This window comes from Nocardia cyriacigeorgica GUH-2, from assembly GCF_000284035.1.
GTDB lineage: Bacteria > Actinomycetota > Actinomycetes > Mycobacteriales > Mycobacteriaceae > Nocardia > Nocardia cyriacigeorgica_B.
On record NC_016887.1, the window covers coordinates 299896 to 326895 of the forward strand.

The window sequence follows — 27000 nt, forward strand, 5'->3', positions numbered from 1 at the left end:
CGTTAGCGTAACGCGGTTAACCTTGCAGGGGAAGGGCGGATTCTCAGCGCGGCCTGCGGGCCAGGGCGCGGCGGCCGCGTGGTCCGAGCGTGGGCCGATCCTCTTCGACGATGATCCAGCCCGCGATCGTCAGCCAGCGCTGCTGCGCGAGCGCGTCGGCACCGTCGTGGAAAATTGGCACTCCCGCGCGGTCGCGGATGTGGGTCGCGAGCTCGCGCCAGGTCTGCCCGTTCGCCCGGTCGACGTGCCGGGCCACCGTCGCACCGATCACCTGGACCGGCTGCCCCGAGACCCGGTCGCCGTACTGCTCGGAGTGGTAACGGCGGGCCGCGCACAGCGAACCGGGCTCGTCGTCATAGGCGATCCAGCCCGCCCGCTGCGCGCGCTCGATCAACCACAGATGCTTGACGGCGCTCGGCGCGATCTCGCCGACCCGGCTCTGGATCAGCAGCGCGACCGGCTCGGAAGCCAGCGCGTCACGGCGGGTCGGGCCGACGTCGTTGGCCAGCCAATGCGCCTCGGCGACGGTGGCGAGCAACCGCCCGAAATCATCGATCCAGCGTTGCGCCCGTTTGCCCAGCCGGGTCACCCGTTCGGCTTCGCGGCGCATCTCGTTCTGCGCGGTCAGGGTGCGGATGGCGGCCATGGTCGGCACCTGGCCGCGTTCGAGCAGTTCCAGGATGGTGGCCGAGGTGACGGGATCGGCAGCGGCGCTGACCGGCAGCGATTCGCGTTCGACCGCGAAATCGCCCGGACTGATCGCGCGGCTGAGCAGCTGCACGGCGGTGCGGTTACCGGCGAATTCGGTGCCGGACAGCCAGGCGGCGGCGATGTCTTCACACGACGACACGGCGGGTTCCTCCGGGTGCGGGGGCGTGGATTCGTCGAGCTCGGTTGTGCCCCGGCCGGGATCGATCCGACCGGGGTCACCAACCTGATGAAGATTGGCTACCGAAGTTGCCGAAGACAGGTTAGCCAGAAGGTTGCGATCGCATGCGCGCGGTGACGGATTCGTTACTCGTGGTGTCGCTGCCGGCCGCCCGGTGGCGGGCCCACCAGCGCGGGTGTTCACCTGTCGGTGCTCGCCGGTAACCTCTGGCCGTGGCTCTGTACCGGAAGTACCGACCGGCGTCGTTGGCTGAGGTAGTGGGTCAGGAGCACGTCACCGACCCGCTGGGCACCGCGCTCGACACCGGGCGGATCAGTCATGCCTACCTGTTCTCCGGGCCACGCGGGTGCGGTAAGACCTCCTCGGCGCGGATCCTGGCGCGTTCGCTGAACTGCGCGGAAGGCCCCACCTCGCGGCCGTGCGGGGTGTGCCCGTCGTGTGTGGCGCTGGCGCCCGGCGGTCCCGGCAACCTCGACGTCATCGAGCTCGACGCCGCCAGCCACGGCGGTGTCGACGACACCCGTGAGCTGCGCGACCGCGCCTTCTACGCGCCCGCCGAATCGCGCTACCGGGTGTTCATCGTCGACGAGGCGCATATGGTCACCACGGCCGGATTCAACGCGCTGCTCAAGATCGTCGAGGAGCCGCCGGCCCATCTGATCTTCATCTTCGCCACCACCGAACCGGACAAGGTGCTGCCGACCATCCGCTCGCGCACCCACCACTACCCGTTCCGGCTGCTGCCGCCCGCCACCATGCGCGGATTGCTCGGCCGCATCTGCGAACAGGAGAACGTGCCGGTCGAGGAGGCGGTGTACCCGCTGGTGATCCGGGCCGGCGGTGGTTCCCCGCGCGACAGCCTCAGCGTGCTCGACCAGTTGCTGGCCGGTGCCGGGCCCGAGGGCGTCACCTATGCCCGCGCGGTATCGCTGCTCGGCGTCACCGATGTGGCCTTGATCGACGACGCCGTCGAGGCGCTGGCCGCCTCCGACGGTGCCGCGCTGTTCGGCACCATCGACCGGGTGATGGAGGCCGGGCACGATCCGCGCCGCTTCTCCGTCGACCTGCTCGAGCGCCTGCGCGATCTGATCCTGTTGCGCGCGGTCCCCGACGCCGCCGACCGCGGCCTGGTCGCCGCCCCGGGCGATCAGCTCGAACGCATGCAGGCCCAAGCCGACAGCCTCGGCCCTGCCGCCCTCACCCGCTACGCCGAACTCCTGCACGCCGGCCTCGGCGAAATGCGCGGCGCCACCGCCCCCCGCCTGCTGCTCGAAGTCATCTGCGCCCGCATGCTGCTGCCCGCCGCCACCGACTCCGACGCGGCCGCCCTGCAACGCCTGGAACACCTCGAACGCCAATTCGCCTCCGGCGCGGTCCCTTCCGCCCCGGCCGGCGCTCCCGCCGCCGGCCCCGCGGCAGCTCCGCCCGCCCCGGCCCCCGCCGACCCCAACCGCCGCCGCGGCGCCGAAGCCCTTGCCGCCCTGCGCGAATCGCGCGCGCCGAAGCGTGAGTCCGACGAGTCGCAGGCGGCCGCAACGAGCACCGCTCCCGGGCGCCCAGCCCGCGAGTCCTCGGCCGGGCCGAGCGCACCGGCGGCGGACCGGCCGGATGTCCAGCAGGTACAGCCTGCGGCCGCGCACGGAGAGCCTGCTGGCGAGCCGGTGGAGCCCACCGCAGGCCAGGTGCAGCACGCCGCGCCGGTTGCCGCGCAGCCGAGCGCTGAACAGCCCCAGCCGATGGCCGGTTCGCCGACCGTTAGGCACGAATCCGCACCCGGCGGGCGGCCAGAAGCAGGTCACCAGGCTGATTCGCGTGATAGGGCCTCGGGCGATGAGCAGGTGGCCGCGTCGAGCGCAGGGCAGCCGAGCGTCGGCGCATCTGTGCCGGACGCAGGACCGCGTGACGAGCAAGCACCGGTACCGGACCGGGACGCGGGGATCGGAGCCGGGGGTGTATCGCCTGAGTCGGCGGCGACGAGCGGAACCGGCGGCGAGGGCGACCATGCGGCTCGAGCCGACGATGCGGGCGGCGAGTCCAGCGCTGTCGGCGCCCGCCCGGAGCCGGCGGCGAGTCCGCGCTCGGAGGCACCCCATGCGGGCGGCCCGGCCGGTGCGGATGCCGAACGGAATCAGGCGGCCGCACCCGCTCACGCGGCCACCACCGCCGAACCCGGCCCGACGGTCCACCCCGACGACCACGCCCAGCAGGCAGCGCCGCCGGCCGATTCGCCGGAACCCCAGGCGCCCCCGACCGGCGACCCCTTGGCCGAACTCGAAGCCGCATGGACCGATATCAAGGCCGAGGTCCGCAAGATCGCCATCGCGGTGCACGCCATGCTCACCGCTGCCGCGCCGGCGCGCGTCGACGGGAACACCGCGGTGTTCGTCCATCCGCACGACGCGCTGGTCAAGCGGCTGTCGGAGCAGCGCAGTGTGGACGCGCTGCGGTCGGCGTTGCAGACGGTGCTCGGTCGTGAGTTCGAGGTGCGGTTCGAAGCGGGAGCCGGGCAGACCGCCCCGCGCGGTGGCGCCGGGACGCGCGGCCGGGGTGGCCGGGAATCGGGCGGGTCGCGCCGGGGAACGGACGCCGACGACCCCGCACCGGCGCCCGGAGCAGCCGAACCGTCCGCCCCGCGCAGCTTCTCCCGGCCGAGCGCGGCCGCGTCCACCGCGGCCGGTGAGGCGCCGTCCGCTCCTGAGCCCGCCGGAGGCGAGGCCGCATCCAGGCCGAACGCCCGCCCGGCGAGCGCTCCACCCCGCTTCTCCCGCCCCAGCCAGGCCAAGGCCGCCCCGGTAGCCGACGACGACATTCCGCCGCCGGATTACCCCGATCTACCCGACGATCCGGGCCCGGACGACTACAGCAGTGCCCCGATCCCGCCGCCCACACCGGAGGAAGAGCAGGAGATGCTGGCCGAATCCGCGCGTCCGGTGGCGCCGGGTGACCGGCAGGACCCGGACGAGGTCGCCCTGCAATTGCTCGCCTCTGAGCTGGGCGCCGTGCGTTTGGAGTGAGGCGCATCGCACCCGGCCAGAGGGTTGACAACCAGTGCCCACCCAACGTTAAGTTAACCGGAGTTCGCATCCGGCGGTAGTATGTGCGGGTGGCCGCGAGCTCACGGAAGCCGAGGTTCTATCGTATGCCCAGGCGTACGGGCGACCTCGTCTTGCGTCGGCAGGCCCATGCCATCGTTTGTACAGCGTTAGGCGGTAGCGACGAGGACTGGGCAGGCGGCAGCTCGAGTAACCACCGCGGTTGCGTGAGCAGCGCGAATTGAACATGGGCGGTGTGAGCGTGGTGGCACGACTGACACCGGGAGTACCGCGAATTGAATACACACGGTCGGTCTCATGGCCGGTCGGCGAGGTTACCCGCGCCGGTGCCGCCTAGCGCGGTCCGGGCGCAACCCTAGGAAGGAAACACTCCGATATGACCACAGAGGCCTACATTTTCGAGGCCATCCGCACCCCGCGCGGCCGCAACAAGAAGGGGTCGCTGCACTCGGTCAAGCCGATCGACCTCACCACGGGTCTGGTTCAGGAGCTGCGCAATCGCTTCCCGAACCTCGACGAAGACCGGATCTCGGATCTGATCCTCGGTGTCGTTTCCCCGGTCGGTGACCAGGGTGCCGATATCGCCCGCACCACCGTGCTCACCGCGGGCCTGCCCGACACCGTCGGCGGCTTCCAGCTCAACCGCTTCTGCGCCTCCGGCCTCGAGGCCGTGAACCTGGCCGCGCAGAAGGTCCGCTCCGGCTTCGACGACCTGGTCATCGCCGGTGGCGTCGAGTCCATGTCGCGTGTGCCGATGGGCTCCGACGGTGGCGCCTGGGCCATGGACCCGGCCACCGCCTACGACACCTACTTCGTCCCGCAGGGTGTGTCCGCCGACCTGATCGCCACCATCGAGGGCTTCTCCCGCGATGACGTCGACGCCTACGCGGTGCGCTCGCAGGAACTGGCCGCCAAGGCCACCTCCGGCGGCTACTTCGCCAAGTCGATCGTTCCGGTCAAGGATCAGAACGGCCTGGTCGTGCTCGACAACGACGAGCACATGCGTCCCGGCACCACCGCCGAGGACCTCGCCAAGCTCAACCCCTCCTTCGCCGGTCTGGGCGAGATGGGCGGCTTCGACGCGGTGGCGCTGCAGAAGTTCCACTTCGTCGAGAAGATCAACCACGTCCACCACGGTGGTAACAGCTCCGGCATCGTCGACGGCGCCGCGCTGCTGCTGATCGGTACCGAAGAGGCGGGCAAGGCCTCCGGCCTGACCCCGCGCGCCCGCGTCGTGGCCACCGCCACCAGCGGTGCCGACGCCACCATCATGCTGACCGGCCCGACCCCGGCCGCGAAGAAGGCCCTGGCCAAGGCCGGCCTGACCATCGACGACATGGACCTGGTCGAGATCAACGAGGCCTTCGCCTCGGTGGTGCTGAAGTTCCAGAAGGACCTGAAGGTTCCGGACGAGAAGCTGAACGTCAACGGTGGCGCGATCGCCATGGGTCACCCGCTGGGTGCCACCGGCGCGATGATCACCGGCACCATGGTCGACGAGCTGGAGCGCCGCAACGGCCGCTACGCGCTGATCACCCTGTGCATCGGCGGCGGCATGGGCGTGGCCACCATCATCGAGCGCGTCTGATCCCCCCGACCGACATTTCACAAGGAGAACGAACACTGTGAGCGAGACCAACATGATCGGTTGGGAGCAGGATTCGGACGGCATCGTCGTTTTGACGATGGACGACCCGAACCAGGGCGCCAACACGATGAACGACCTGTACAAGAAGTCGATGACCGCGACGGTCGAGCGGCTCGAGGCCGAAAAGGACAACATCACCGGTGTGGTGCTGACCTCGGCCAAGAAGACCTTCTTCGCCGGTGGCGACCTGAAGAACATGATGAAGGTCACCAAGGACGACGCCCAGCAGCTGATGGACGAGCTGGGCGAGATCAAGGGTGCGCTGCGTCGCCTCGAGCTGCTGGGCAAGCCGGTCGTGGCCGCCATCAACGGCGCCGCCCTCGGCGGTGGCCTGGAGATCGCGCTGGCCTGTCACTACCGCATCGCGGCCGACGTCAAGGGTTCGCAGATCGGTCTGCCCGAGGCCACCCTCGGCCTGCTGCCCGCCGGTGGCGGCATCATCCGCACCGTGCGCATGCTCGGCCTGCAGGGCGCCCTGATGGGTGTGCTGCTGCAGGGCCAGCGCAACAAGCCGGCCAAGGCCAAGGAGATCGGCCTGGTCAACGAGCTGGTCGGCACCGTCGAGGAGCTGATCCCGGCCGCCAAGGCGTGGATCAAGGCCAACCCCGAGGGTGGCGTGCAGCCGTGGGACAAGAAGGGCTTCAAGATCCCCGGCGGCACCCCGTCCTCGCCGGCCTTCGCCGCGAACCTGCCTGCCTTCCCGGCCAACCTGCGCAAGCAGATCAAGGGCGCGAACATGCCTGCCCCGCGGGCGATCATGGCCGCCGCGGTCGAGGGTTCGCAGGTCGACTTCGACAACGCCTCGCTGATCGAGTCGCGTTACTTCGTGAACCTGCTGACCGGCCCGGTCGCCAAGAACATGATCCAGGCGTTCTTCTTCGACCTGCAGTCGATCAACAACGGTGGTTCGCGTCCGGCCGACGTGCCCAAGCGTGAGATCAAGAAGGTCGGCGTGCTGGGCGCGGGCATGATGGGCGCCGGTATCGCCTACGTCTCCGCCAAGGCCGGCTACGAGGTCGTGCTCAAGGACGTCACCCTCGAGGCCGCCGAGCGTGGCAAGGGCTACTCGGAGAAGATCGAGGCCAAGGCCCTCTCCCGTGGCAAGACCACCGAGGAGAAGTCCAAGGCGCTGCTGGACCGGATCAAGCCGACCGCGGACGCGGCCGACTTCGCCGGTGTCGACTTCGTCATCGAGGCCGTCTTCGAGAACACCGAGCTCAAGCACAAGGTGTTCCAGGAGATCGAGGACATCGTCGACGCGGACGCCCTGCTGGGCTCCAACACCTCCACCCTGCCGATCACCGGTCTGGCGACCGGCGTGAAGCGCCAGGAGGACTTCATCGGCATCCACTTCTTCTCGCCGGTCGACAAGATGCCGCTGGTGGAGATCATCAAGGGTGAGAAGACCTCGCCCGAGGCGCTGGCGCGGGTGTTCGACTACACCCTCGCGATCAAGAAGACCCCGATTGTCGTCAACGACAGCCGCGGCTTCTTCACCTCGCGCGTGATCGGCACCTTCGTCAACGAGGCGATCGCCATGCTGGGCGAGGGCATCGCGCCCGCGACCATCGAGCAGGCGGGCCTGCAGGCCGGCTACCCGGCCGCGCCGCTGCAGCTGTCGGATGAGCTGAACATGAAGCTCATGCTGAAGATCGCCAAGGAGACCGAAGAGGCCATCGCGCGTGGTGAGGTCACCATGGGCAAGGAGCGTCACCCGGCCATCGACGTCATCGAGTTCATGGTGAACTCGGGTCGCCCGGGCCGCCTGGAGAAGGCCGGCTTCTACGACTACGACGAGAACGGCAAGCGCATCGGTCTGTGGTCCGGCCTGGCCGAGCACTACAAGTCGAACATCGGCTTCGGCGTGCCGATCCAGGATCTGATCGACCGCATGCTGTTCATCGAGGCCATCGAGACCCAGAAGTGCTTCGACGAGGGTGTGCTGGAGACCACCGCCGACGCCAACATCGGCTCGATCTTCGGTATCGGTTACCCGGCCTGGACCGGTGGTGTGCACCAGTTCATCGTCGGTTACCCGGGTGGCCAGGAGGCCTTCGTGGCTCGCGCCGACGAGCTGGCCAAGACCTACGGCGCGCGTTTCGAGGTTCCGGCTTCGCTGCGCAAGTAGTCCCTGGGCGCGGTCACTGAATCGCGAAAGGCAAGGCCCGTCACCGTGTTTCGCGGTGGCGGGCCTTCGCCGTTTCCAGTGCGGTCGCCGCCGGTCCGAGCGCGTGCGGAGCCGGGCTCACCCGTGCCGCAGGGGAGCGGTGAGGTCCCGGCTAACGTCGGAGGCGTGGAATTCGGCGAGCATCTCGAGCAGCTCACGGCGCATGCGGCGGCCTTGCGGGCCGACGCGCTGGCCTGCGGACCGGGCGCGGCGGTGCCGACCTGTCCGGAATGGACTGTGCGGCAACTGATTCGGCACCTCGCCCGGGTGTACCAGTGGGTGGAGAGGGCCATGCGGGGTGCACCGGGCGGACTCGACCCGATCCAGGCCGACGAGCCACCGGCCGAGTGGCCGGAGTTGATCGCCTACTGGGATGCCCGGCTGAAGGACTTGCTCAGCGCTCTGACAGAACTCGGCCCCGATGCACCCACCTGGGTGTTACCCGGCGGCGCGACCGCGACGGCGAGCTTCTGGGCCCGCAGACAGGCCCACGAGACCGCCATCCACCGGCTCGACGCCGCACATGCCCGGATCGGCTCGGTGGATCCCGGCGCGGTCGCCGAACTCTTCGACACCCGATTCGCCGCCGACGGCATCGATGAGGCGCTGCGCGTGACCATCCCGCGTCAACTGCGCCGCAACCCACCGCATCGCACGGGCAGCATTCTCGTGCACGCCGTGGACACCGATCTCGCCTGGACCGTGCGACTCTCGACCGACGGCGAACCGGTGCGCGTGCAGGCAGGCGGCCCGCCGACACCCGCCGACGCCTCCATCAGCGGCTCCGCCGACCAGGTGTACCGGGCGATCTGGCAGCGCCCCAGCCGCGCCGTCCGCCGTGGCGATCTGGGCCTGACCGCCGCCCTCACCCCACCCTGATCCGATCGCCCGCCACGCGGGCCGGGAAACCCACCCACGCCGCGGCGCACCGAGCTACGTTGGAGTATGCGCAGAGGATTCGGATACCGGGGCTACACCGGGTCCGGAGGCCGAGCGCACGACGGCCGTCGGGCGATCCGCTCGACCGCCCGAGAACAGGATGTGCTCGTCGGCCGCCGATTCGTCGGGAGTGCGAGGTGGTGAGATGGATCCACGGGCGCGTTCGGACCGCGCGGGCCGTGAGCCGGGCAGCGTCGTCTCCGACACGGCACGCTGGCAGCCCGACCTCGGCACGCGGACCCCGGGCCGCGAGCCGGACGCCGACGCCGAACCGGCCGAGCCCGACGCCGCCGACTCGGTAGCCGACGCCGCCGCAGGTCCCGGCGCCGCCGCACGACCCGCCGTCTCCGGTAACGGCGACACGGGCACCCGGCCCGAGGACCGCGACACCCAGGAAAACAACCCCATCGCCATCGAGGACGAACTCGAGGCCATGGGCCTGTCGGGAGCGCGCGAGATCGGGCACGGCGGCTTCGGCGTCGTCTACCGGTGTGTACAGCGCGCACTCGACCGGGTCGTCGCGGTGAAGGTGCTCTCCTCCGATATCGACGACGAGAGCCGCGAGCGGTTCCTGCGCGAGGAACACGCGATGGGCCGGCTGTCCGGGCACCCCAATATCGTCGACATCCTCCAGGTCGATGTCACCGCCACCGGCAGGCCGTTCATTGTCATGCCGTACGCCACCCGCGGTTCGCTCGAGGTGGTCGTGCGCGACAACGGCCCGCTCACCTGGTCGGACACCTTGCGCGCCGGGGTGAAGCTGGCCGGTGCGATCGAGAGCGCGCACCGGGCGGGCATCCTGCACCGCGACGTCAAACCGGCCAATGTGCTGCTCAGTTCCTATGGCGAGCCGCAGCTCACCGATTTCGGTATAGCCCGGGTGCCCGGCGGGTTCCGCACCTCGAGCAGCATGATCACCGGCTCACCGGCGTTCACCGCGCCAGAGGTGCTCAAGGGTGACGAGCCGACGGTCCGCTCGGATGTCTACGGGCTCGGCGCGACCTTGTTCGCGCTGCTCACCGGCCATGCCGCCTTCGAACGTCAGGCGGGGGAGAAGGTGGTGGCCCAGTTTCTGCGGATCACCACCCAGCCGGTACCGGACCTGCGCGAGCAGGACATCCCCGCCGACGTCGCCGCCGCCATCGAGCACGCCATGGCGCAGCATCCGGACGACCGGCCCGCCTCGGCCTACGAGTTCGGCGAGATGCTGCGCGCCATCCAGCGCGCGCACGGGCAGATGGCCGACGAGATGGCCTTGCTCGACACCACCGACGAAGCCGATGCGGTGCCCTCGCAGGCCGGCCGGACCGCCGTCACCGCCCGCCGCAGCTGGCCGCTGAACCTGAGCCCGCCCACCCCGCGCCCCGGCTACGACCCGTCACCGACCGCCACGCTGCCACCGACCGCGGCCACCAAGTTCCGCCCGCCCACCCCGGCCCGGGAACCGATTCCACGCACCCGGCTGCTCGACATCCTGCGCACGGGCGGTCGCCGCAGGCTCGCGGTGATCCACGCGCCCGCCGGTTTCGGCAAGAGCACCCTGGCCGCGCAGTGGCGCGCCGAGCTCACCGCCGACGGTGTCGCGGTCGCCTGGATCGGTATCGACAGCGACGACGACAACGAGATCTGGTTCCTGGCCCACCTGATCGAAGCGATCCGCCGGGTCCGCCCCGATATTGGCACCGGCCTGGATCAGGTGCTCGAAGAACAGCCCGCCGACGCCGTCGCCTACGCCATCACCACCCTCATCGACGACGTGCACGCCGGCGGCGCCACGGTCGTGGTCGTGGTCGACGACTGGCATCGCATCACCGATCCGGGTACCCGCCGGGTGATGGATTCGCTGCTGGACAACGGCTGCCATCACCTGCGTTTCGTGGTGACCAGCCGCGACCAGTCCGGGCTGCCGATCAGCCGGATGCGGGTGCGCGACGAGCTGGTCGAGATCGGTTCGGCGCAACTGCGGCTGACCCGTGAGGAAACCCGGCAGATCCTGGTGGAGCGCAACCGATTCAGCCTCACCGACGACCAGATCGACGATCTGTACCGCGCCACCGACGGCTGGCCCGCCGCCGTGCAGCTGATCAGCCTGGCACTGCGCGGCAACCCGGATCCGGCGCCGTTGATCGAGCATCTGGCCGAGGGCGGGCACGGCATTCGCGAATACCTGGCCGAGAACGTCATCGACGGGCTCGAACCGCGCATGGTGGATTTCCTCACCGCCATCTCGATCGCGGAGAAGGTATCCGGTTCGCTGGCCGCGGCGCTCTCGGACGATCCGGGCGCCGAGCACCTGCTCGAACAGGCCGAACAGCGCGAATTGTTCGTGCGGCGAGTCGAATACGATCCGGAGTGGTTCCGGGTGCAGCCGCTGTTCGCCGAACATCTGCGCGCCCGGCTCGAACGCAGCGATCCGGCGCAGGTCAAGGCGCTGCACCGCAAGGCAGCCCGCTGGTACGCCGAACATCAGCTGCTGCGCAAGTCTGTCGATCACGCGGTGGCGGCGACCGATCTGAAGATGGCGCTGGATCTGCTGGAGAGCGGCGGCATGGATCTGATCGACGGATCGCGGCTGGCCACGCTGCTCGGCACGGTCTCGAAGCTGCCGGTGCAGCAGGTGGCTTCGCGGTCGAAGCTGTTGATGGCGGTGGCGCGGGCCAATGTGAACCTGCAACAGTCCGGTGCGGCGCGCAGTGCGCTGGGCCGGTTGTCGAATGTGTTGTCGCGAGGGCCGTCCGGTGACGCCGACGTCATCCGGCAGCGGTGCCAGGCCGCGGTGCTCGCCGCCGCCGACCAGGTCGCCCGTGACCACACCGAGGGCGTGGCCGAGCAGATCGCCGACTGCCTGGAACACCCCGACGAACTTCCGGCCTGGACGGTCTCGACCGCGGCCAACCTGATCTCGTTCGTGCGGTTGTGCGAGTTCGACTTCGACGGCGCCCGCGCGATCCAGGACTGGGCCGCCGACTATCACGAACGGTCCAAGGACCCGCTGGGCAGCGTGTTCGGGTTGTGCAGCCGTGGCGCGGTCGCCTACGAACAGCTCGACATCGCCACCGCCGCACAATGTTTCCAGCAGGCCTTCGATATCGCGCGGGCGCGCTCGGGTCCGCGCTCGCACGCGGTGCGGGTGGCGGCGGCGCTGCTCGGCGAGTTGCACTATCGTCGCGGCGAACTCGATGCCGCCGACCGGCTGCTGGACGAAAGCCATCAACTGGTGGCCCGGGTCGGCCCGATCGATTTCCTGATCTCCACCTTCGTCATCGGGGCGCGGGTGAAGGCGGTGCGCGGCGATATGGGCACCGCCGCCAACCGGCTCGCCGAAGGCGAACGCATCGCCGTCGACCAGAATCTGCCGCGACTGGCCGCGCAGGTGCGCGCCGAACGGGTGCGGCTGGGCCCGGCCGCGGAGCCGTCGGGCCCGCAGGCGGCGACCGCCCGCCGGCACGGCGACGTCATCGACGACACTGCCCGCGCCGGGCACCGCTTCACCGGCACCGCGGCACTGACGCTCGAGGCGCAGGAGATCGCCGCCATCCGCGAGCTGCTGGCCGGTGGCGGAATCGAGGATCAGGACCGTGCGGTGCGCCGGGCCAGGGCACTGTACGGGCGCACCCATGAACAGCACCGCCCGCGCGCCCAGCTCGACACCTCACTGCTGCTGGCCGAATGCCTGGCCGCGGCCGGCTGGGTGGGCGAGGCCGCGGCGCAGCTGGTGCCCGCGGTGAACACCTGTGCCGACCTCGACTGGTCCCGGCCCCTGCTGGACGCGGGGCCGGGCGTGGTGGCGATCCTGCGGGTGCTGCGCAACGACCTGCCCGACGAGCTGCCCGTGCGGTTCGTCGACGAGCTGCTCACCTGATCGGTCAGGGCTTCAGGGCTGCCACCACGGACGCAGCGGCAGCGTATTGCGGCCGTCCGGGCCGAGCTTCACCCCGAGCACCTGATGCAGCTGCACCACATTGCGCTGGAAACCCAACCGGCTGCCCGCCATGTACAGGCCCCACACCTTCGCGGTGCCCTCACCGGCCTCGGCCACGCAGGCGTCCCAGTTCTGCACCAGGTTCTTGCACCATTCGGCCAGCGTGAGCGCGTAATGCTCACGCAGGTTCTCCTCGTGCATGACCTCGAGCCCGATGTTCTGGATCTCGGATATGATCCGGCCGGAACCGATCAGCTCACCGTCCGGAAAGACGTAGCGGTCGATGAAATCGCCGGCCTTGGTGGTGCGGGTGTTGTCGGGGCGGGTGATGCAGTGGTTGAGGAACAGCCCGCCGTCGCGCAGCTTGCTCTTGATGAAACCGAAGTAGTACGGGTAGTTGTGCACGCCGATGTGCTCGGTCAGCCCGATCGAGGACAGCGCGTCGAACCCGGTTTCCGGGATATCGCGGTAATCGGAATGGCGCACCTCGGCCAGCTCGGACAGGCCCTCTTCGGCGATCTTCTTCTGCGCCCATTCGGCCTGCTCACCCGACAACGTCGCGCCGATCACCTTGACCCCGCGCTTGGCGGCATAGCGCACCATTCCGCCCCAGCCGCAGCCGATATCGAGCAGCCGATCGCCCTCTTTCAGCCGCAGCTTCTCGAAGACCAGCCGGTACTTGTTCTCCTGCGCCTGCTCCAGCGTCCAGTCCTCCTCGCCGTAACAGGCGCAGGTGTAGGTCATGGACGGGCCGAGCACATGCTCGTAGAAGGCATTGGAGACGTCGTAGTGGTGGTGGATGGCCTCGGCATCGCGGGTCTTGGAGTGGCGCAGGCCCTCCATCGCGATTCGGCGCCAGCGCGGCACCGTCTCCTGCGGGGGCGGCGGCACCGGCCGCAGCCGCTCCCAGCCCAGCGACCGCGCGATGGTCAGCAGCGCCAGCGCCGACGGACGGCGGAACTTCAGGCTGTCCATCGCCCGCAGGATCTCGTATGGATCGCCCGGATGCACCCCGGTGACGGTCATATCGCCGGAGATGTAGGCGCGGGCCATCCCGAGATCGCCGGGCGCGGTGGCCAGATAGTTGATGCCGCGCGGGGTCTCGATATTGAGCGCGTACGGCGAATCCTGCGGTCCGGTGGCGCTGCCGTCGTAGGCGGTGAACCGGATGGGGACCTCGCCCTCGACCAGCGTCTCGAAGATTTCCGCGATCGTGAGTTTGGTGCCGAGATCGGCGAAAACGTCGGATCGATCCTTGAACGTCGTCATTTACGTTGCACCGCCTTCGAATACAAATCCAGCAGGCGCTGGTCCGGGTCGTAGCGTTTCTTCAGTTCGGTGTAGCCGTCGCCGCCGTAGAGTGCCGCGAACTCATCCTTGTCGTAGAAAGAATCCGAGTACAGCGATTTGTGCCCGTCGAACTCGGTGACGGTGCGCTCGATCGCGCGGTTGGCCGCCCCTTCGATCTGGCCGGGCACGGTCGGCACCGCCGACCAGAACCCGACATTGACGTAGGTGCGGTCCGGCTCCAGCGGATACAGCGGCCAGGGGCGCTCGGTTGTTCCCGGCACCCTCGGCTCGCGCAATCGCAGCGGGCACAGCCAGATCGGTTCGATCGGGATCTCGCGCAGGAACCAGTCGACGAAGTCGGCGGTGCGCTCCACCGGCACCTCGATGTCCTGCACCACCCGCTCCTGCGGCGGGTTGCCTTTACGGGCCTCGAGCTTGTCGCCGATGTGATAGCGGCGGTCGAGCGCGACCAGCTTCCAGTAGAAGCTGCTGCGCCGGTACTTCTTCGGCCAGAACCGGCGGATCTTCGGGTTCTGGGTGCCGAAGGCGCGCGAGCACCAGAACCAGTCGGTGTCCCAGCGCCACAGGTAGTCGTGGATGGTGAGCCGGTCCCGTTTCGGTGCGCCGGAATCGTGCTGGATGGACCGGTAGTAGATGTCCATCCCGGTGTAATCGCTGACCGGGCCGGGCTCGTCGGTCTGCCGGCCAAGGGTCAGGTAGCTCTCCTCGGCGGTGAACACCACGCCGTCGAGGTAGTCGACCCGCTCGCCGTCGTAGGCGCGTTCCTCGACGATGCGGGTCAGCGTCGCCTCGAGTTCGCGCACATCGTGGAAGCGCAGGTGCCGCAGCGCCACATACGGCTGCACGGTTTCCAATTCGATCTTCAGGCGAGTGCAGTAGCCGAGCGTGCCGTAGGAGTTGGGGAAGCCGCGGAACAGGTCGGCGTTCGGGCCGTCGGGGGTGGCGGTGACGATCTCGCCCGCCCCGGTCAGCACGTCCATCTCCAGCACCGATTCGTGCGGCAGGCCGTTGCGGAACGAGGTCGACTCGATGCCTAGACCGGTGACGGCGCCACCGAGGGTGATGGTCTTCAGCTGCGGCACCACCAGCGGCGCCAGCCCGTACGGCAGCGTCGCCGCGACCAGGTCCTCATAGGTGGTCATGCCCGCGACGTCGGCGGTTTTGGCATCCGGATCGACCGCGATGACCTTGGTCAACCCGGAGACGTCCAGGCCGGGAGCGGTGTTCTTCGCTCTGGCCCGGAACAGGTTGGAGGTCTTCTTGGCCAGGCGCACGTCGGCGTCGCGGGGGATGGCGCGATAGCTCGCGAGGAGGCGTTGCACGCCTTCTCGATGCGCTGCGAACCCGGATTCAAATGCGGCCGGAGCGTGGCCGGCCTTCCCCAACAGACTCACTGCCACTCCTCGACGCTAATACTCGCGATCATGGTCGGCCACTGTGAGGTCCCCGACTCCGATGAAATGTCACGCATATGTTGCACCGTGTTCGAACCGGCGGCGAGCGGAATTCGGTAAAGCCGGCGCCGGCCGGGCGCCGGGCGAGCCGGGAACGCGGCAGGGCAGGATGGGGTCGAGATACCGCATCCGGACAAGGAGTTCATCGTGGGACAGGTCAGTGCCAGCAGTTCGATCGTGGTGGGAGCGGATCCGCAGCGCACACTGACGGCGATCGCGGACTACGCCGAGGTGCGCCCGCGCATCCTCACCTCGCACTACCGCGATTACCAGGTGATCGAGGGCGGCCAGGGCGCCGGGACGGTGGCGCAGTGGACCTTGCAGGCGACCGAGAGCCGCCAGCGCAATGTGCGTGCCACGGTGTCGGTCTCGGAATCCGAGGTCGTCGAGCGCGACGCCAATTCGTCGATGGTCAACACCTGGACGGTGACCCCCGACGCCGCCGGTTCCCAGGTCACCCTGTCGACCACCTGGCAGGGCGCGGGCGGCATCAAGGGGATCTTCGAGGGCATCTTCGCGCCGTTGGGGCTGAAGAAGATCCAGGCCGAGGTGCTGGCCAACCTGAAGAACGAACTGGGCTGAGCCGGGCCACCGGCCGGGTGCCCGCCCGGCCGGTGCGCCGCTCAGTCGTGATCGCCGATATCGAACAGGTTGCCCTCCGGATCGGCGAGGGTGGCCCATTTGATCCCGTACTCGTCGTAATCGGCGATGTGCCGGGCGCCGAGCGAGACGGCGCGTTCGATCTCCTCGCGCCACTGCCTGGTGGCCAGATCCAGGTGCACCACATTCTTTCCGGGCGTTTTGTCCGGAACCCGGATGAACATCAACGGCGTCGTCATCCCGGAGCTGCGCCCCACCGTGGCGTAGAAGTCGCTCGCGTCCGGATCCACGGGATGGCCGAGCAGCTGCGAATAGAAGCCGGCCAGCTCGCCCGGATCGCGGCAGTCGATGGTCACGTTGGCGATGGACAGGGTCATCGGTGATCTCCTTTTGAGGTGCGGGGTCTCGAATGCCGAGTAACCGGCTCGCTGCGGCTCACTCGGCGGATGCGGCTCGTTCGGTTCATCCGGCGATCGGCCAGCACAATTCGGTGCGGTAGCCGGCCGGATCGGGGGTGCGGTCCGGTCCGATCAGGTAGAGCTCGCGGATCGGCTCGGCGAGGGCGCGGTCGTGTTCGGCGACGTGGGTGCCCAGCGCGCCGTAGACGCGGTCGATCTCGCTGTAGGGGCCCTCGTGCAGGGCGACGGCATAGTCGCAGGCCGGCAGCGTTGTCACGGTGAGCCCGTCCGGGAAGTCGCCGGTGGTCCCCGCGACGACCGGGACGAACGCGACCACCTCGCCTTCCTCGGCGGTGAAGAATTCCGGCGCGTACCCGGCCCCGGCGACACCCGCCGGCGTCAGCTCCGCCGCCGCGAGCGCCTGATCCAGCAGCGGGAACGTCTCCGCACACCACTGATCGATCTGCTCCCGCGCGACGACCGCCGTGCGGGTGAGCGCGGTGAACGCCGGAATCCGTCGATAGGCCACCGTCAGCGGAAGTGCGGCGGTCAGCAACCCGCGCAGCGAGGCGACCACCTCCTGGGTGCGCTGCAGCTGTCGCTCCATTCGCAGCAGATGCGCGCGCAGCGCCGCGTCGCGTTCGGCCACCTCCTCGGCGGCGAGCACCTCGCGGATCTGCGGCAGCGGCATATCCAGCTCGCGTAGCCGCCGGATCAGCTGCGCGTCGGCCACCTGCTCGGTCGAATACCGCCGATACCCGGTGCCCGCGTCGACCTGCGCGGGCACCAGCAGCTCGATGTCGTGATAGTGGTGCAGAGCCTTCACGCTCAGATGGCTGAGTCGGGCGAACTCGCCGATCGGGACGATCGCTGTCATGACCCGAGCAAACACCCTCCGGCTACCGGAGGGTCAAGCCAGCACGAATGCGAGCAGCAACGTGGTCTGCAAGCCGCCGCGCCACCAGGAGTAGCCGAACCACACGCCGGGGCTGACCTCGCGGATCTCGTCGTAGACCTGCGGGGTGGGCGAGGGTGCGTAGTTCAGCGCCCAGGTGGGCGCACCGTCGATCAGAGCCGGCGCGGTGTAGACATCGGCGCGCCAGGCTTCGATACCTGCCGCGGTGACCCGGTTCATCAGCCAGCCGCCGTCCGGGCCGGTGTAGAAGGTCTTGCCGATCCACAGGGCCGGTGCCAGCGCCTGCATCACCGGCGGCCGCGTCACCCAGCCGTTCTTGACGCCGCTGGGTACCGCACCGCGCGGCGAGGCCTTGAAGACGGCGTCCTGCTGTTCGGGGCTGCAGCGGAACCGCAGGGCGTCGACGGTGGCCGCGCGGTTGGCCGGGTCGATCACGCAACCGCCGCCGTAGTCGGTGGCAACCGGCGCCGGATCAGCGCTTGCCGGCGCCGAAACCATCAGCAGGGCCGCCGCTGCCACCGACAGCACTGTCGCGAGCCTGCGCGTGCTGATCCGGCGGACCGGGTTCATCGGGGTCTCGCGTGCCATCCGAGCCTCCTCGGTGTGGGTTGTCCCCCCGGGTCGGCGTCGATGATCGCTGCGTGATTGCGTGACCACGCGGTGTCTCGGCGAGGCCCGCCGGGTGGCGGCGGGCCTGTCGCCGATCCTATGCCCGCACGTGGGTGTCTGGTGAGGGAATCGATGGAGGTCAGCACGATGATTTCCGTGGAATCCAGCTCAGCTGATATCTCGGCGCGACGATGGCTTATCGCCTGCCCGTGCGTTCGCTGCGGTGATGCCGGGCGTGCGGCCGCCGCCCGCCGCCGAGTCCACTAGGCTGGCCATGACACTTTCCGCAGATCGGCTGGAGAAGAGGTAACAGGCGTGCAGCCCGGTGGTCAGTTCGATATGCAGCAGATACTCGCCCAGGCCCAGCAGATGCAGGAGATGATGGTCGCGGCGCAGGCCGAGATCGCCGCCGCCGAGGTCGAGGGCCAGGCGGGCAACGGCCTGGTCAAGGTCACGATCAAAGCCACCGGTGAGGTGCAGTCGCTGACCATCGACCCCAGGGCCGTCGACCCCGAGGACGTCGAAACCCTGCAGGACCTCGTCATCGGCGCGATCAACGACGCCATGGCCAACGCCCAGGAGCTGGCCTCGGAGAAGCTCGGCCCGCTGGCCGGCGGCGCGGGCGGGCTGCCCGGCCTGCCCGGCATGTGACCGACCGGAGTCAGCGCAGGTGTACGAGGGCCCGGTCCAGGATCTGATCGACGAGCTGGGCAAGCTGCCAGGCGTCGGTCCCAAGAGCGCGCAACGCATCGCCTTCCACCTGTTGCAGGTGGAGCCGCCGGAAATCGACCGGCTGCAAGCCGTGCTGCAGAAGGTACGTGACGGCGTGCGTTTCTGCGCCATGTGCGGCACCGTCGCCGACGGCGAACTGTGCCGGATCTGCGCCGACCCGCGCCGCGACCGCACCATGATCTGCGTGGTCGAAGAGCCCAAAGACGTCCAGGCCATCGAGCGCACCCGCGAATTCCGCGGCCGCTACCACGTACTCGGCGGCGCGCTCGACCCGCTCAGCGGCGTCGGCCCGGACCAGCTGCGGATTCGGGAACTGCTGGCCCGCATCGGCAATCAGGAAGACGGCGTCGACGTCACCGAGGTGATCATCGCGACCGACCCCAACACCGAAGGCGAAGCCACCGCCACCTACCTGGTGCGGATGCTGCGCGATTTCCCCGGGCTCAGCGTCACCCGGCTGGCCTCCGGCCTGCCGATGGGCGGCGACCTGGAGTTCGCCGACGAGCTGACGCTGGGCCGGGCGTTGTCGGGGCGGCGCGCGCTGTAAGCGGCCGGGGTGCCTCAGAGCTTCAGCTTGGTCCAGGCAACGTCATCGAGCGCGGAACGGTCGCCCGTGGCCCAGGCCCAGATCAGCGCCGACACCCGCGACGCGTCATCCAGCGTGGCGGCGAAATGCTTCTTCGGCGACCCGTCGCGGAATTCCAGAATGTATTCCGGCTCCTGGTGATAGGTCTGGATGTAGTCCTGCTCGCCCCGCGACACCACCAGATACGGATTCGGCGCCGCCAGCTCGGCCACCCAGCGCTCGGCCAGCGCCTTGGTCAGATACGGGAATTCGCCCGCCCCGCCGTGCGACACCTCCACCGGCACATGCCCCGACGGATCGATCAGCCAGGTGAGCTGCGGATCGTAGACGGCGTAATTCTGCGGCGTCGCGAGCTGGAACAGCAGCTCACGCACGAACCCGATCGCGTCGTACGGGCTGGAGATCTGCAGCACCGTCCCGGTGGCCGCCCCACCGACCGGCGCCGAACTGAGAAACGTGTCCTCGTCCGGCAACTCGTCATTGCGCCGGTTCACCTCGGCCGCGATGGCCGCGACGATGGCACTTTCCGGTTGCCCCTGCTGGGCGGTCAGATAGGCGTCGACCTCAGCCGGTGTCGTGGCCGCGCCGGAGGGCAGCAGAATGTGGTCGTAGCTCACCTAAGCCAGCGTACGGGTGCTCGTCCGCGTCAGCCCGTGCCCGGTGAGTTACCCGGCCCGCACGAAAGCAGGCAGTGCGGGCGCAGCACAGCGGCACCCGCCCGCCAGATCGGTGCATTCGACGATGAACGTGTGCCGGGCATGGTCGAAATCGAAGCAGTCGGCGTCGGTGCATTCCGCAATACGGCCCGCATGCAGCACCAACGTGCCATGGCAGTGATCCAGCGCCGCCACACAGGACGGACAGTTCGTCGCGCGCATATCGCCTCCAACCGTCTGAGTCCGTACCTCGTGCATAGCACCGGGCTGCACCGGGCAGTGGGACGTTACCCCGGCGCGTGTCGTGAGCCGACACCCGCCTGGCGGCACACCGCGACTTTGGGCAACCCGGACATCCGCCCCATCGACGTGCGCTTAAAGTGGTCGGCAATCAGTGAGGTCCCTAAGGCTAGGCAGCAGAGCGGCGCATGGCGAAACAACAGTGGACCGTATCGCGGAGGGCGGTGCTTCGCGGGGCGGTCGCGGCGGGGGTCGGTGTGGCATCGGCGGGGGCGCTCGGGGCGGGGTCGGCGGCCGCTCGGCCGGGGGCCCGGGTCGCGGTGTTCGGCGGTGGGGTCGCGGGGCTGACGGCGGCGCACGAGCTGGCCGAACGCGGCTTCCAGGTCACCGTCTACGAACGCAGGGCACTGGGCGGTAAGGCTCGCAGCATGGGGGTTCCGGGCTCGGGGACCGGTGGCCGCCCGGATCTGCCCGGCGAGCACGGCTTCCGCTTCTTCCCCGGCTTCTACCACCATGTTCCCGACACCATGCGGCGAATCCCGTTCGGCGCCAATCCGAATGGCGTGTGGAACAACCTGGTCACCGCGTCCGAAGCGCGGTTCGCGCGCCGCGACGGTGACGACTTCCGGCTCCCGCTCGGCGCCGCGCATCTGACGACGGCGACCCCGCAGGGTTTCCGGGAAACGATGGGCGCCGCTATCGCGACCGCCCTGAAGATGCCGCCGGCCGAGGGCGCGTTCTTCGCCAACCGGCTGCTGGTCTTCTTCAGCAGTTGCGACGCCCGTCGCTTCGGCCAATGGGAGCACATGTCGTGGCACGATTTCGTGCACGGGCACAAGCGATCCCACGAATTCCGCGCCCTGCTCTCGCGCACGCTCACCAGCCTGCTGGTGGCGGCCAAGGAGGACAAGGCCAGTGCGCGCACCATCGGCAACATGGGCGAGCAGTTCCTCGGCAATCCGCTGAAGATCGGTAACGACGGCGATCTGGACCGGGTGCTGAACGGGCCGACCAACGACGCGTGGATCGATCCGTGGGTGGCGTTGTTGCGCGGCCTCGGCGTGCGTTTCGAACTGGGCGCGGAGGTGCGCGGGCTCGACGTGCGCGACCGGCGGATCAGCGGGGCCCGCATCGTCGACGGCACCGGATCCGCGCGCACCGTCGAGGCCGACCACTACGTGGTGGCGCTGCCCGCCGAACGCGCCCGCACGCTCTGGTCGCCGGATATCCGTGCGATCCGCCCCGAGCTGGCCGCCATGGACAGCCTCTACACCGACTGGATGAACGGCATCCAGTTCTATCTGCGCACCTCGCCCGACATCGTCTCCGGGCACGCGGCCTTCATCGATTCGCCGTGGGCGCTCACCTCGATCAGCCAGAACGAACTCTGGACCCGCAAGCTCCCCGAATTCGGTGACGGCACCGTGGCCGACTGCCTGTCGGTGGACATCTCCAACTGGAACACCCCCGGCATCCTGTACGGCAAACCGGCCAAGGACTGCACCCACGAGGAGATCGCCCGCGAGACGTGGGCGCAGATCACCGCTCATCTCAACGACCGGGGTCCGGTACTGCGTGAAGCCGATCTGCACTCCTGGTTCCTCGATCCCGGCATCACCTGGCAGCCCGAGCAGCGCCGCAACGTCAATGCCGACCCGCTGCTCATCAATACCGCGGGCTCCTGGGATGCGCGCCCGAATTCCCATGGCGCGCTGGAAAACCTGTTCCTCGCCGGTGATTACGTGCGCACCAATATCGACTTGGCCACGATGGAGGGCGCCAGCGAGTCGGCTCGCGGGGCCGTCAATGCCCTCCTCGACGTGACCGAATCGAATGCCCCGCGCTGCCGCACCTTCACGCTGTACCGTTCGCCGGAACTGGAGCCGCTGCGCCAGGTCGACGCCGACCGTTACGCCAGGGGCGAGCCGAACCTGTTCGATCTCGATATCTGACGGTGAGATATCCGACTCCGTAACCCGGACAAAATGGGTTCGTCGCGCACCACCGCGAATGTTTGAATCGTTGCCATGAGCGACAACGCCCCTGAGATCACCGATCCCGCCGAACTCAGGGAGCTGCTCGGCGCGGTCATGCCCCGCGCGGTCAGCAAGGAGCGCGTCGCCCTGCATCCGCGCGACCGGGAGTGGATCGCGCTCACCCCGTTCCTGGTGATGTGCACCAGCGACGCCGACGGCAACTGCGACGCCTCACCCAAGGGCGATCCGGCCGGCTTCGTCAAGGTGCTCGACGACACCACCATCGCCATCCCGGAACGCCCGGGCAACCGGCGCGCCGACGGCTACCTCAACATCCTGAGCAACCCGCACGTCGGGCTGATCTTCCTGATCCCGGGCCGGCGCGAGACGCTGCGCATCAACGGCCGGGCCCGGCTCGTGCGCGACGCGCCGTACTTCGAGGACATGGTGGTGCGCGGGCACCGGCCGATCCTGGCGGTCGAGGTCGACATCGAGCAGATCTTCTTCCACTGCGCCAAGGCGTTCATGCGCAGCCATCTCTGGGAGCCGGAGAACTGGCCGGTCGACACCCTGCCGAGCCCGGCGCGGCTGGTCAAAGAGGTGCAGACCAACGTCACCGAAAGCGTCGACGACCTGGAGGCCTACTACTCGGCCGCCAACTACGAGCGCAAGCTCTACAACGACTCCCCGACCTGATCCGGCCCACCGGGCGCGGCGAACATAGACTCGCGGCGTGGCAGACATATCGGTGCGCGGGCGGATCGCGCTGCGAGCGGCGGCTGCGGCGTCGTGGGCCTCGCAGAAGGCCGGTCGCGGCAAAGGGTCGATGATCGGCGGACTGATCGCCCTGAAAATCGATCCGACGATCATGGATCAACTGGGTCGCGGACGGCGAACGGTGCTGGTCACCGGCACGAACGGCAAATCGACCACCACCCGGATGACGACGGCGGCGCTGAGCACCCTCGGTGACGTCGCCACCCAGGCCGACGGCGCCAATATGGACGCGGGCATCGTCGCGGCGCTCAGCGTCAACCGGACCGCCGGGCTGGCCGCGATCGAGGTCGACGAGCTGCACCTGCCGCACGTCACCGATTCGCTGAACCCGGCCGCCGTGGTGCTGCTCAACCTCAGCCGCGACCAGCTCGACCGGGTCGGCGAGATCAATATGATCGAGCGCAAGCTGCGCGCGGGCCTGGCCCGCTACCCCGGCGCAGTGGTGATCGCCAACTGCGACGACGTGCTGATCACCTCCATCGCCTACGACCACCCGAACGTGGTGTGGGTGGCCGCGGGCAGCGGCTGGGCGATGGATGCCACCAGTTGCCCGCGCAGCGGCGAGCCGATCGTCTGGGAGGGCGAGCACTGGCGCAGCACCGGCGCCGATTTCCAGCGCCCGCAACCGGATTGGTGGCTGGACGGGGAAAAGCTGCGCGGCCCGGACGAATTCACCGCCGAGCTGCGGCTGGCGCTGCCCGGCCGGGCCAATCGCGGCAATGCCGCGCAGGCGGTGGCCGCCGCCGTCGCGCTCGGCGCGGATCCGGCGCAGGCGACCGCGGCGGCCGGTACGGTGCGCGAGATCGCAGGCCGCTACCGGACCGTGCAGGTCGGTGAGCATTCGGCGCGACTGCTGCTGGCCAAGAATCCGGCCGGTTGGCAGGAAGCGCTGTCGATGATCGATCACGACGCCGCCGGGCTGGTGATCGCCGTCAACGGGCAGGTGCCCGACGGTGAGGATCTGTCCTGGCTGTGGGATGTGCGGTTCGAGCATTTCGAAGGCGTGCAGGTGGTGGCCGCCGGCGAGCGCGCCACCGACTTGGCGGTCCGGCTCACCTACGCCGGTGTCGAGCACACCACGATCGCGGACCCGTTGCGCGCCATCGCCTCCTGCCCCGCGGGCCGGGTCGAAGTGCTGGCCAACTACACCGCGTTCCGCGACCTGAACCGCGATCTCGACGCCCGCTGAAAGGCAACCCGATGAGTGAATCGACCGTGCGGATCGGGCTGGTCCTGCCCGATGTGATGGGCACCTACGGCGACGGCGGCAACGCGCTGGTGCTGCGCCAGCGGCTGCGGATGCGCGGCCACGACGCCGAGATCGTGGAGATCACCCTGTCCGACCCGGTGCCCGACTCCCTGGACATCTACACCCTCGGCGGTGCGGAGGATTCGGCCCAGCGGCTGGCCACCCGCCACCTCCAGCGCTACCCCGGCTTGCAGCAGGCCGCCGCGAAAGGCGCACCGGTGCTGGCGATCTGCGCGGCGATCCAAGTGCTCGGCCAGTGGTACGAGACGTCATCCGGTGAGCGGGTCGAGGGCGTCGCCCTACTCGACGCCACCACCTCCCCACAGGACACCCGCGCCATCGGCGAAGTGACCACCACCCCGCTCATCCCGGGCCTGTCCGCACCGCTCACCGGCTTCGAAAACCACCGCGGCGGAACCTCCCTCGGCCCCGGCGCCACCGGCCTCGCCCGGGTGACCCGCGGCGTCGGTAACGGTGTCGGCGACGGCCTCGAGGGCGTCGTCCAGGGCTCGGTCATCGGCACCTACATGCACGGCCCCGCCCTCGCCCGCAACCCCGAACTCGCCGACCTCATCCTCGCCCGCGCACTGGGCGTCGATTCGCTGGAACCGCTGGACCTGCCCGAGGTCGAGCAGCTGCGGCGCGAACGCCTGCGCGCCTGACGACGGTCGGCAGCGCTGCGACCGGTGCCTATGCGCTCACGTGGTTCGACCATCGCCATAGCCCGGTCGGATGGAACGCCTATGTCCCCATGCCGAACTCACGAGCGATCTCGGCATTCGTTTCCTCGGAGTCCCAGTTCGAGATGAGGCGAAGGCGGCCGTGTAGTGAACCGCGGCCACGACGGTCCACGCGTCGCTCCTGTGGGGCGGGCTCCTCGTCGGGATGGTCGAACACATCTCCTGATGACCTTGGGGCTGTAGCCGATCAGGCCCGGGAAGGCGCGGGTTCAGGTCTTTCGAGATCGAGCGAGGCGGCCGTAGCCTCGGGCTCGCGCCGCGTCCGCGCCGACGTGGCGGCGAACGCCCCCGCGATGACGACCACACCACCGATGAGGCTTGCGGCTGTGGGGGTTTCGTCGAGGAAGGCCCAGCTGGCGGCGATGCCGACCACCGGAACCAGCAGCGAGAACGGGGCGACGGCGCCGGCGGGGTGGCGGCTCATCAGGTAGGTCCACAGGCCGGAGCCGACGACGGTGGCGAGCAGGGCGATGTAGGCGAGGGCGGCCAGGGCGGGCCAGCCGGTGGGGGAGAAGGTGGCGGCCAGGTCGTGGAAACCGGTGGTGGGGCCTTCGAAAGCAGCGGAGAGGGCGTAGAGGGGGAGGACGGGGACGACCGCGATCCACAGGGTGAGGTGCAGCGGGTTGACGCCGGGCGATTCCTGTCCGGCGCGGCGGGCGCCGATATTGCCCAGCGCCCAGCCGAAGCCGCCGGCCAGCGTCAGCAGCACGGGGATCAGGCTGGCGTGGGCGAAGCGGTCCCAGCCGATGATCGCCATGCCGGCGACCGCCGTCATCAGCCCGGCCACCTGGATCGGGCGGATGCGTTCGGACAGTAGGAGCGCACCGAGGGCAACGGTGAACGGCGCCGAGGATTGCAGCACCAGCGAGGCCAATCCCGTCGGCATGCCCACGCGCATGGCGGTGAACAGGAAGGCGAACTGCAACATGCCGAAACCGAGGCCGTACAACAGGATCCACCGCCAGCGCACATCCGGGCGCGGGATGAACAGCAGGACCGGGACCGCGATGACGGCGAAGCGCAGCGAGGCGAAGAAGAACGGCGGCAGATGGTCGAGCCCGATGCGGATGGCAAGGAAGTTCAGGCCCCAGAGCAGGACGACGGTCAGTCCGAGTAGGCGGTCGCGGGTGGTCACGCACTCCAGGATGGCGGCGGTGAATGCTCAGAACAATCGAATTGATCTGCACTATCTGTGTAGCATTGCTTAATGGATTCCGTGGGTTCGCCGATGTCGCTGGAGCGGCTGCGGGTGTTGCGGGAGTTCGCCGACCGGGGCACCGTCGCGGCGACGGCGACGGCACTGTCGATGACGCCGTCGGCGGTATCGCAGCAATTGAAGGTGCTCGCCCGCGAGGCCGGCGTCGCGCTGCTCGAGCCGGACGGGCGCCGGGTGCGGCTCACCGATGCCGGGCACGCGCTGGTGGTGCGCGCCGACGAAGTGCTCGCCGCCATGGATCGCGCGGTGGCCGAGATGGCGCACTACCGCGGTTCGCCGCGCGGGCGAGTGCGGGTCGCGGTGTTCCCGTCCGGCGGGGCGCTGCTGCTGCCTCGGGTGCTGCCCGCGCTCGCCGACAGCGGGGTCGAGGTCGTCGCGCGTGACGAAGACGTGCCGCCGTCGGAAACCCATCGTCTGCTGGCCGACTACGACATCGTCCTCACCCATCGCGACGAACGCGCCGCGCCGCTGGCCGGCCCGCGCATCGCCTCGCGAGTGCTGATGCGCGAACCCATCGACGTGGTCGTCGCGCCGACGCATCGGCTGGCCGGCCGCGAGTCGGTCACCCCGGCCGAGCTGGCGGATGAGAGCTGGCTGAGCGTGCGCGGCGGCTTCCCGGTCGACGATGTGCTGCGCTCGATCGCCACCGTCACCGGTGTCGAACCGCGAATAACGCAGCGCCTCAACGAGTTCCGCATGATCGAAGTACTGGTGGCAACCGGCTACGGCGTCGCGCTGATGCCGCGCCACGCCGTCACGCACCCGGAGTTGTCGGTCCTGCGACTGTCCGGCGTTCGCGCCGCGCGCCTGTACGAGCTCGCCACCCGCCCCCGCGTCGACGCCCGCCCGGCGATCGCCACCGTGCTGGACGCCTTCATCGCGGCCGCCGCCGCCATACCGGACTGAGCCGTGTGGCATCCCG

At 69.3% G+C, this 27000-nt stretch carries 22 protein-coding genes; 13 read left to right on the top strand and 9 right to left on the bottom strand.

Going from position 1 to position 27000, the window contains the following annotated elements:
* Positions 1-43: 43 nt before the first annotated feature.
* Positions 44-850, bottom strand: coding sequence for a hypothetical protein (locus NOCYR_RS01360; RefSeq protein WP_014348561.1), 807 nt, complete (start codon positions 848-850; stop codon positions 44-46).
* 251 nt (positions 851-1101) lie between these two features.
* Here NOCYR_RS01360 and NOCYR_RS01365 point away from each other — a divergent pair, with 251 nt between their 5' ends.
* The 5 genes from NOCYR_RS01365 (at position 1102) to NOCYR_RS01385 (ending at position 12558) form a co-directional block, all read left to right on the top strand.
* Positions 1102-3903, top strand: a complete 2802-nt coding sequence (locus NOCYR_RS01365; RefSeq protein ID WP_048832574.1) for a DNA polymerase III subunit gamma and tau — start codon at positions 1102-1104, stop codon at positions 3901-3903.
* A 415-nt stretch (positions 3904-4318) separates the two neighbouring features.
* On the top strand, positions 4319-5530 hold the full coding sequence (locus NOCYR_RS01370; RefSeq protein WP_014348563.1) for an acetyl-CoA C-acetyltransferase: 1212 nt from the start codon (positions 4319-4321) through the stop codon (positions 5528-5530).
* 37 nt (positions 5531-5567) lie between these two features.
* Positions 5568-7718 (top strand): 3-hydroxyacyl-CoA dehydrogenase NAD-binding domain-containing protein, encoded by a 2151-nt coding sequence (locus NOCYR_RS01375; protein ID WP_014348564.1) that lies wholly within the window; start codon positions 5568-5570, stop codon positions 7716-7718.
* A gap of 165 nt (positions 7719-7883) precedes the next feature.
* Entirely contained in the window at positions 7884-8636 is a 753-nt protein-coding gene (locus tag NOCYR_RS01380; protein WP_014348565.1) for a maleylpyruvate isomerase family mycothiol-dependent enzyme, read from the top strand.
* A 205-nt stretch (positions 8637-8841) separates the two neighbouring features.
* The gene (locus tag NOCYR_RS01385) at positions 8842-12558 is read left to right on the top strand and encodes a serine/threonine-protein kinase (RefSeq protein ID WP_014348566.1); all 3717 of its coding nucleotides are present in this window, start codon (positions 8842-8844) and stop codon (positions 12556-12558) included.
* Between the two features lie 12 nt (positions 12559-12570).
* On the opposite strand, the gene NOCYR_RS01390 is transcribed toward NOCYR_RS01385, so the two are convergent.
* Both NOCYR_RS01390 and NOCYR_RS01395 read right to left on the bottom strand, forming a co-directional pair.
* Complete coding sequence (locus NOCYR_RS01390) at positions 12571-13887, bottom strand: class I SAM-dependent methyltransferase (protein ID WP_014348567.1); 1317 nt, start codon at positions 13885-13887, stop codon at positions 12571-12573.
* A complete protein-coding gene (locus tag NOCYR_RS01395) occupies positions 13884-15323 on the bottom strand; it encodes an FAD-binding oxidoreductase (protein ID WP_081505269.1) in 1440 nt (479 codons plus the stop codon). The genes NOCYR_RS01390 and NOCYR_RS01395 overlap by 4 nt, the downstream gene beginning before the upstream one ends.
* Positions 15324-15530: 207 nt before the next feature.
* Here NOCYR_RS01395 and NOCYR_RS01400 point away from each other — a divergent pair, with 207 nt between their 5' ends.
* Complete coding sequence (locus NOCYR_RS01400) at positions 15531-15965, top strand: SRPBCC family protein (protein WP_014348569.1); 435 nt, start codon at positions 15531-15533, stop codon at positions 15963-15965.
* A 41-nt stretch (positions 15966-16006) separates the two neighbouring features.
* Here NOCYR_RS01400 and NOCYR_RS01405 read toward each other — a convergent pair whose 3' ends face one another.
* The 3 genes from NOCYR_RS01405 to NOCYR_RS01415 form a co-directional block, all read right to left on the bottom strand.
* Positions 16007-16360, bottom strand: coding sequence for a VOC family protein (locus tag NOCYR_RS01405; RefSeq protein WP_014348570.1), 354 nt, complete (start codon positions 16358-16360; stop codon positions 16007-16009).
* 85 nt (positions 16361-16445) lie between these two features.
* Positions 16446-17258 (bottom strand): MerR family transcriptional regulator, encoded by an 813-nt coding sequence (locus NOCYR_RS01410; protein WP_014348571.1) that lies wholly within the window; start codon positions 17256-17258, stop codon positions 16446-16448.
* Positions 17259-17291: 33 nt separating this feature from the next.
* Positions 17292-17885, bottom strand: coding sequence for a hypothetical protein (locus NOCYR_RS01415; protein WP_014348572.1), 594 nt, complete (start codon positions 17883-17885; stop codon positions 17292-17294).
* Between the two features lie 336 nt (positions 17886-18221).
* On the opposite strand from NOCYR_RS01415, the gene NOCYR_RS01420 reads away from it, so the two are divergent.
* Together NOCYR_RS01420 and recR are read left to right on the top strand one after the other, a co-directional pair.
* Positions 18222-18557 carry a YbaB/EbfC family nucleoid-associated protein gene (locus NOCYR_RS01420; protein WP_014348573.1) on the top strand — a complete coding sequence of 112 codons (336 nt, stop codon included), beginning with the start codon at positions 18222-18224 and terminating at the stop codon, positions 18555-18557.
* A gap of 19 nt (positions 18558-18576) precedes the next feature.
* Entirely contained in the window at positions 18577-19185 is a 609-nt protein-coding gene (gene recR, locus NOCYR_RS01425; protein WP_014348574.1) for a recombination mediator RecR, read from the top strand.
* Between the two features lie 14 nt (positions 19186-19199).
* Here the strand turns inward: recR and NOCYR_RS01430 are convergent, their stop codons facing one another.
* Together NOCYR_RS01430 and NOCYR_RS01435 are read right to left on the bottom strand one after the other, a co-directional pair.
* A complete protein-coding gene (locus NOCYR_RS01430) occupies positions 19200-19841 on the bottom strand; it encodes a hypothetical protein (protein ID WP_014348575.1) in 642 nt (213 codons plus the stop codon).
* A gap of 48 nt (positions 19842-19889) precedes the next feature.
* Positions 19890-20102: a hypothetical protein gene (locus NOCYR_RS01435; protein ID WP_014348576.1), complete on the bottom strand. Its 213-nt coding sequence runs from the start codon at positions 20100-20102 to the stop codon at positions 19890-19892.
* 206 nt (positions 20103-20308) lie between these two features.
* Here NOCYR_RS01435 and NOCYR_RS01440 point away from each other — a divergent pair, with 206 nt between their 5' ends.
* From NOCYR_RS01440 to NOCYR_RS01455, 4 genes are all read left to right on the top strand, one after another.
* The gene (locus tag NOCYR_RS01440; protein ID WP_081505270.1) at positions 20309-22072 is read left to right on the top strand and encodes a hydroxysqualene dehydroxylase; all 1764 of its coding nucleotides are present in this window, start codon (positions 20309-20311) and stop codon (positions 22070-22072) included.
* A gap of 75 nt (positions 22073-22147) precedes the next feature.
* Positions 22148-22792: a pyridoxamine 5'-phosphate oxidase family protein gene (locus NOCYR_RS01445; protein WP_014348578.1), complete on the top strand. Its 645-nt coding sequence runs from the start codon at positions 22148-22150 to the stop codon at positions 22790-22792.
* A 37-nt stretch (positions 22793-22829) separates the two neighbouring features.
* The gene (locus NOCYR_RS01450) at positions 22830-24062 is read left to right on the top strand and encodes a MurT ligase domain-containing protein (RefSeq protein WP_048832578.1); all 1233 of its coding nucleotides are present in this window, start codon (positions 22830-22832) and stop codon (positions 24060-24062) included.
* Between the two features lie 11 nt (positions 24063-24073).
* Positions 24074-24784: a type 1 glutamine amidotransferase gene (locus NOCYR_RS01455; RefSeq protein WP_014348580.1), complete on the top strand. Its 711-nt coding sequence runs from the start codon at positions 24074-24076 to the stop codon at positions 24782-24784.
* A gap of 265 nt (positions 24785-25049) precedes the next feature.
* Here NOCYR_RS01455 and NOCYR_RS01460 read toward each other — a convergent pair whose 3' ends face one another.
* Positions 25050-25997: an EamA family transporter gene (locus NOCYR_RS01460; protein WP_014348581.1), complete on the bottom strand. Its 948-nt coding sequence runs from the start codon at positions 25995-25997 to the stop codon at positions 25050-25052.
* A gap of 93 nt (positions 25998-26090) precedes the next feature.
* Between NOCYR_RS01460 and NOCYR_RS01465 the strand changes: the two genes are divergently transcribed.
* Positions 26091-26984, top strand: coding sequence for a LysR family transcriptional regulator (locus tag NOCYR_RS01465; protein WP_048833840.1), 894 nt, complete (start codon positions 26091-26093; stop codon positions 26982-26984).
* Positions 26985-27000 lie beyond the last annotated feature (16 nt).

Coding starts and splice junctions, on each gene's coding strand:
- NOCYR_RS01440 (WP_081505270.1), top strand. CDS start 20,309: ATGGCGAAACAACAGTGGACCGTATCGCGGAGGGCGGTGCTTCGCGGG.
- NOCYR_RS01445 (WP_014348578.1), top strand. CDS start 22,148: ATGAGCGACAACGCCCCTGAGATCACCGATCCCGCCGAACTCAGGGAG.
- NOCYR_RS01405 (WP_014348570.1), bottom strand. CDS start 16,360: ATGACCCTGTCCATCGCCAACGTGACCATCGACTGCCGCGATCCGGGC.
- NOCYR_RS01455 (WP_014348580.1), top strand. CDS start 24,074: ATGAGTGAATCGACCGTGCGGATCGGGCTGGTCCTGCCCGATGTGATG.
- NOCYR_RS01410 (WP_014348571.1), bottom strand. CDS start 17,258: ATGACAGCGATCGTCCCGATCGGCGAGTTCGCCCGACTCAGCCATCTG.
- NOCYR_RS01370 (WP_014348563.1), top strand. CDS start 4,319: ATGACCACAGAGGCCTACATTTTCGAGGCCATCCGCACCCCGCGCGGC.
- NOCYR_RS01465 (WP_048833840.1), top strand. CDS start 26,091: ATGTCGCTGGAGCGGCTGCGGGTGTTGCGGGAGTTCGCCGACCGGGGC.
- NOCYR_RS01390 (WP_014348567.1), bottom strand. CDS start 13,887: ATGACGACGTTCAAGGATCGATCCGACGTTTTCGCCGATCTCGGCACC.
- NOCYR_RS01415 (WP_014348572.1), bottom strand. CDS start 17,885: ATGGCACGCGAGACCCCGATGAACCCGGTCCGCCGGATCAGCACGCGC.
- NOCYR_RS01385 (WP_014348566.1), top strand. CDS start 8,842: ATGGATCCACGGGCGCGTTCGGACCGCGCGGGCCGTGAGCCGGGCAGC.
- NOCYR_RS01435 (WP_014348576.1), bottom strand. CDS start 20,102: ATGCGCGCGACGAACTGTCCGTCCTGTGTGGCGGCGCTGGATCACTGC.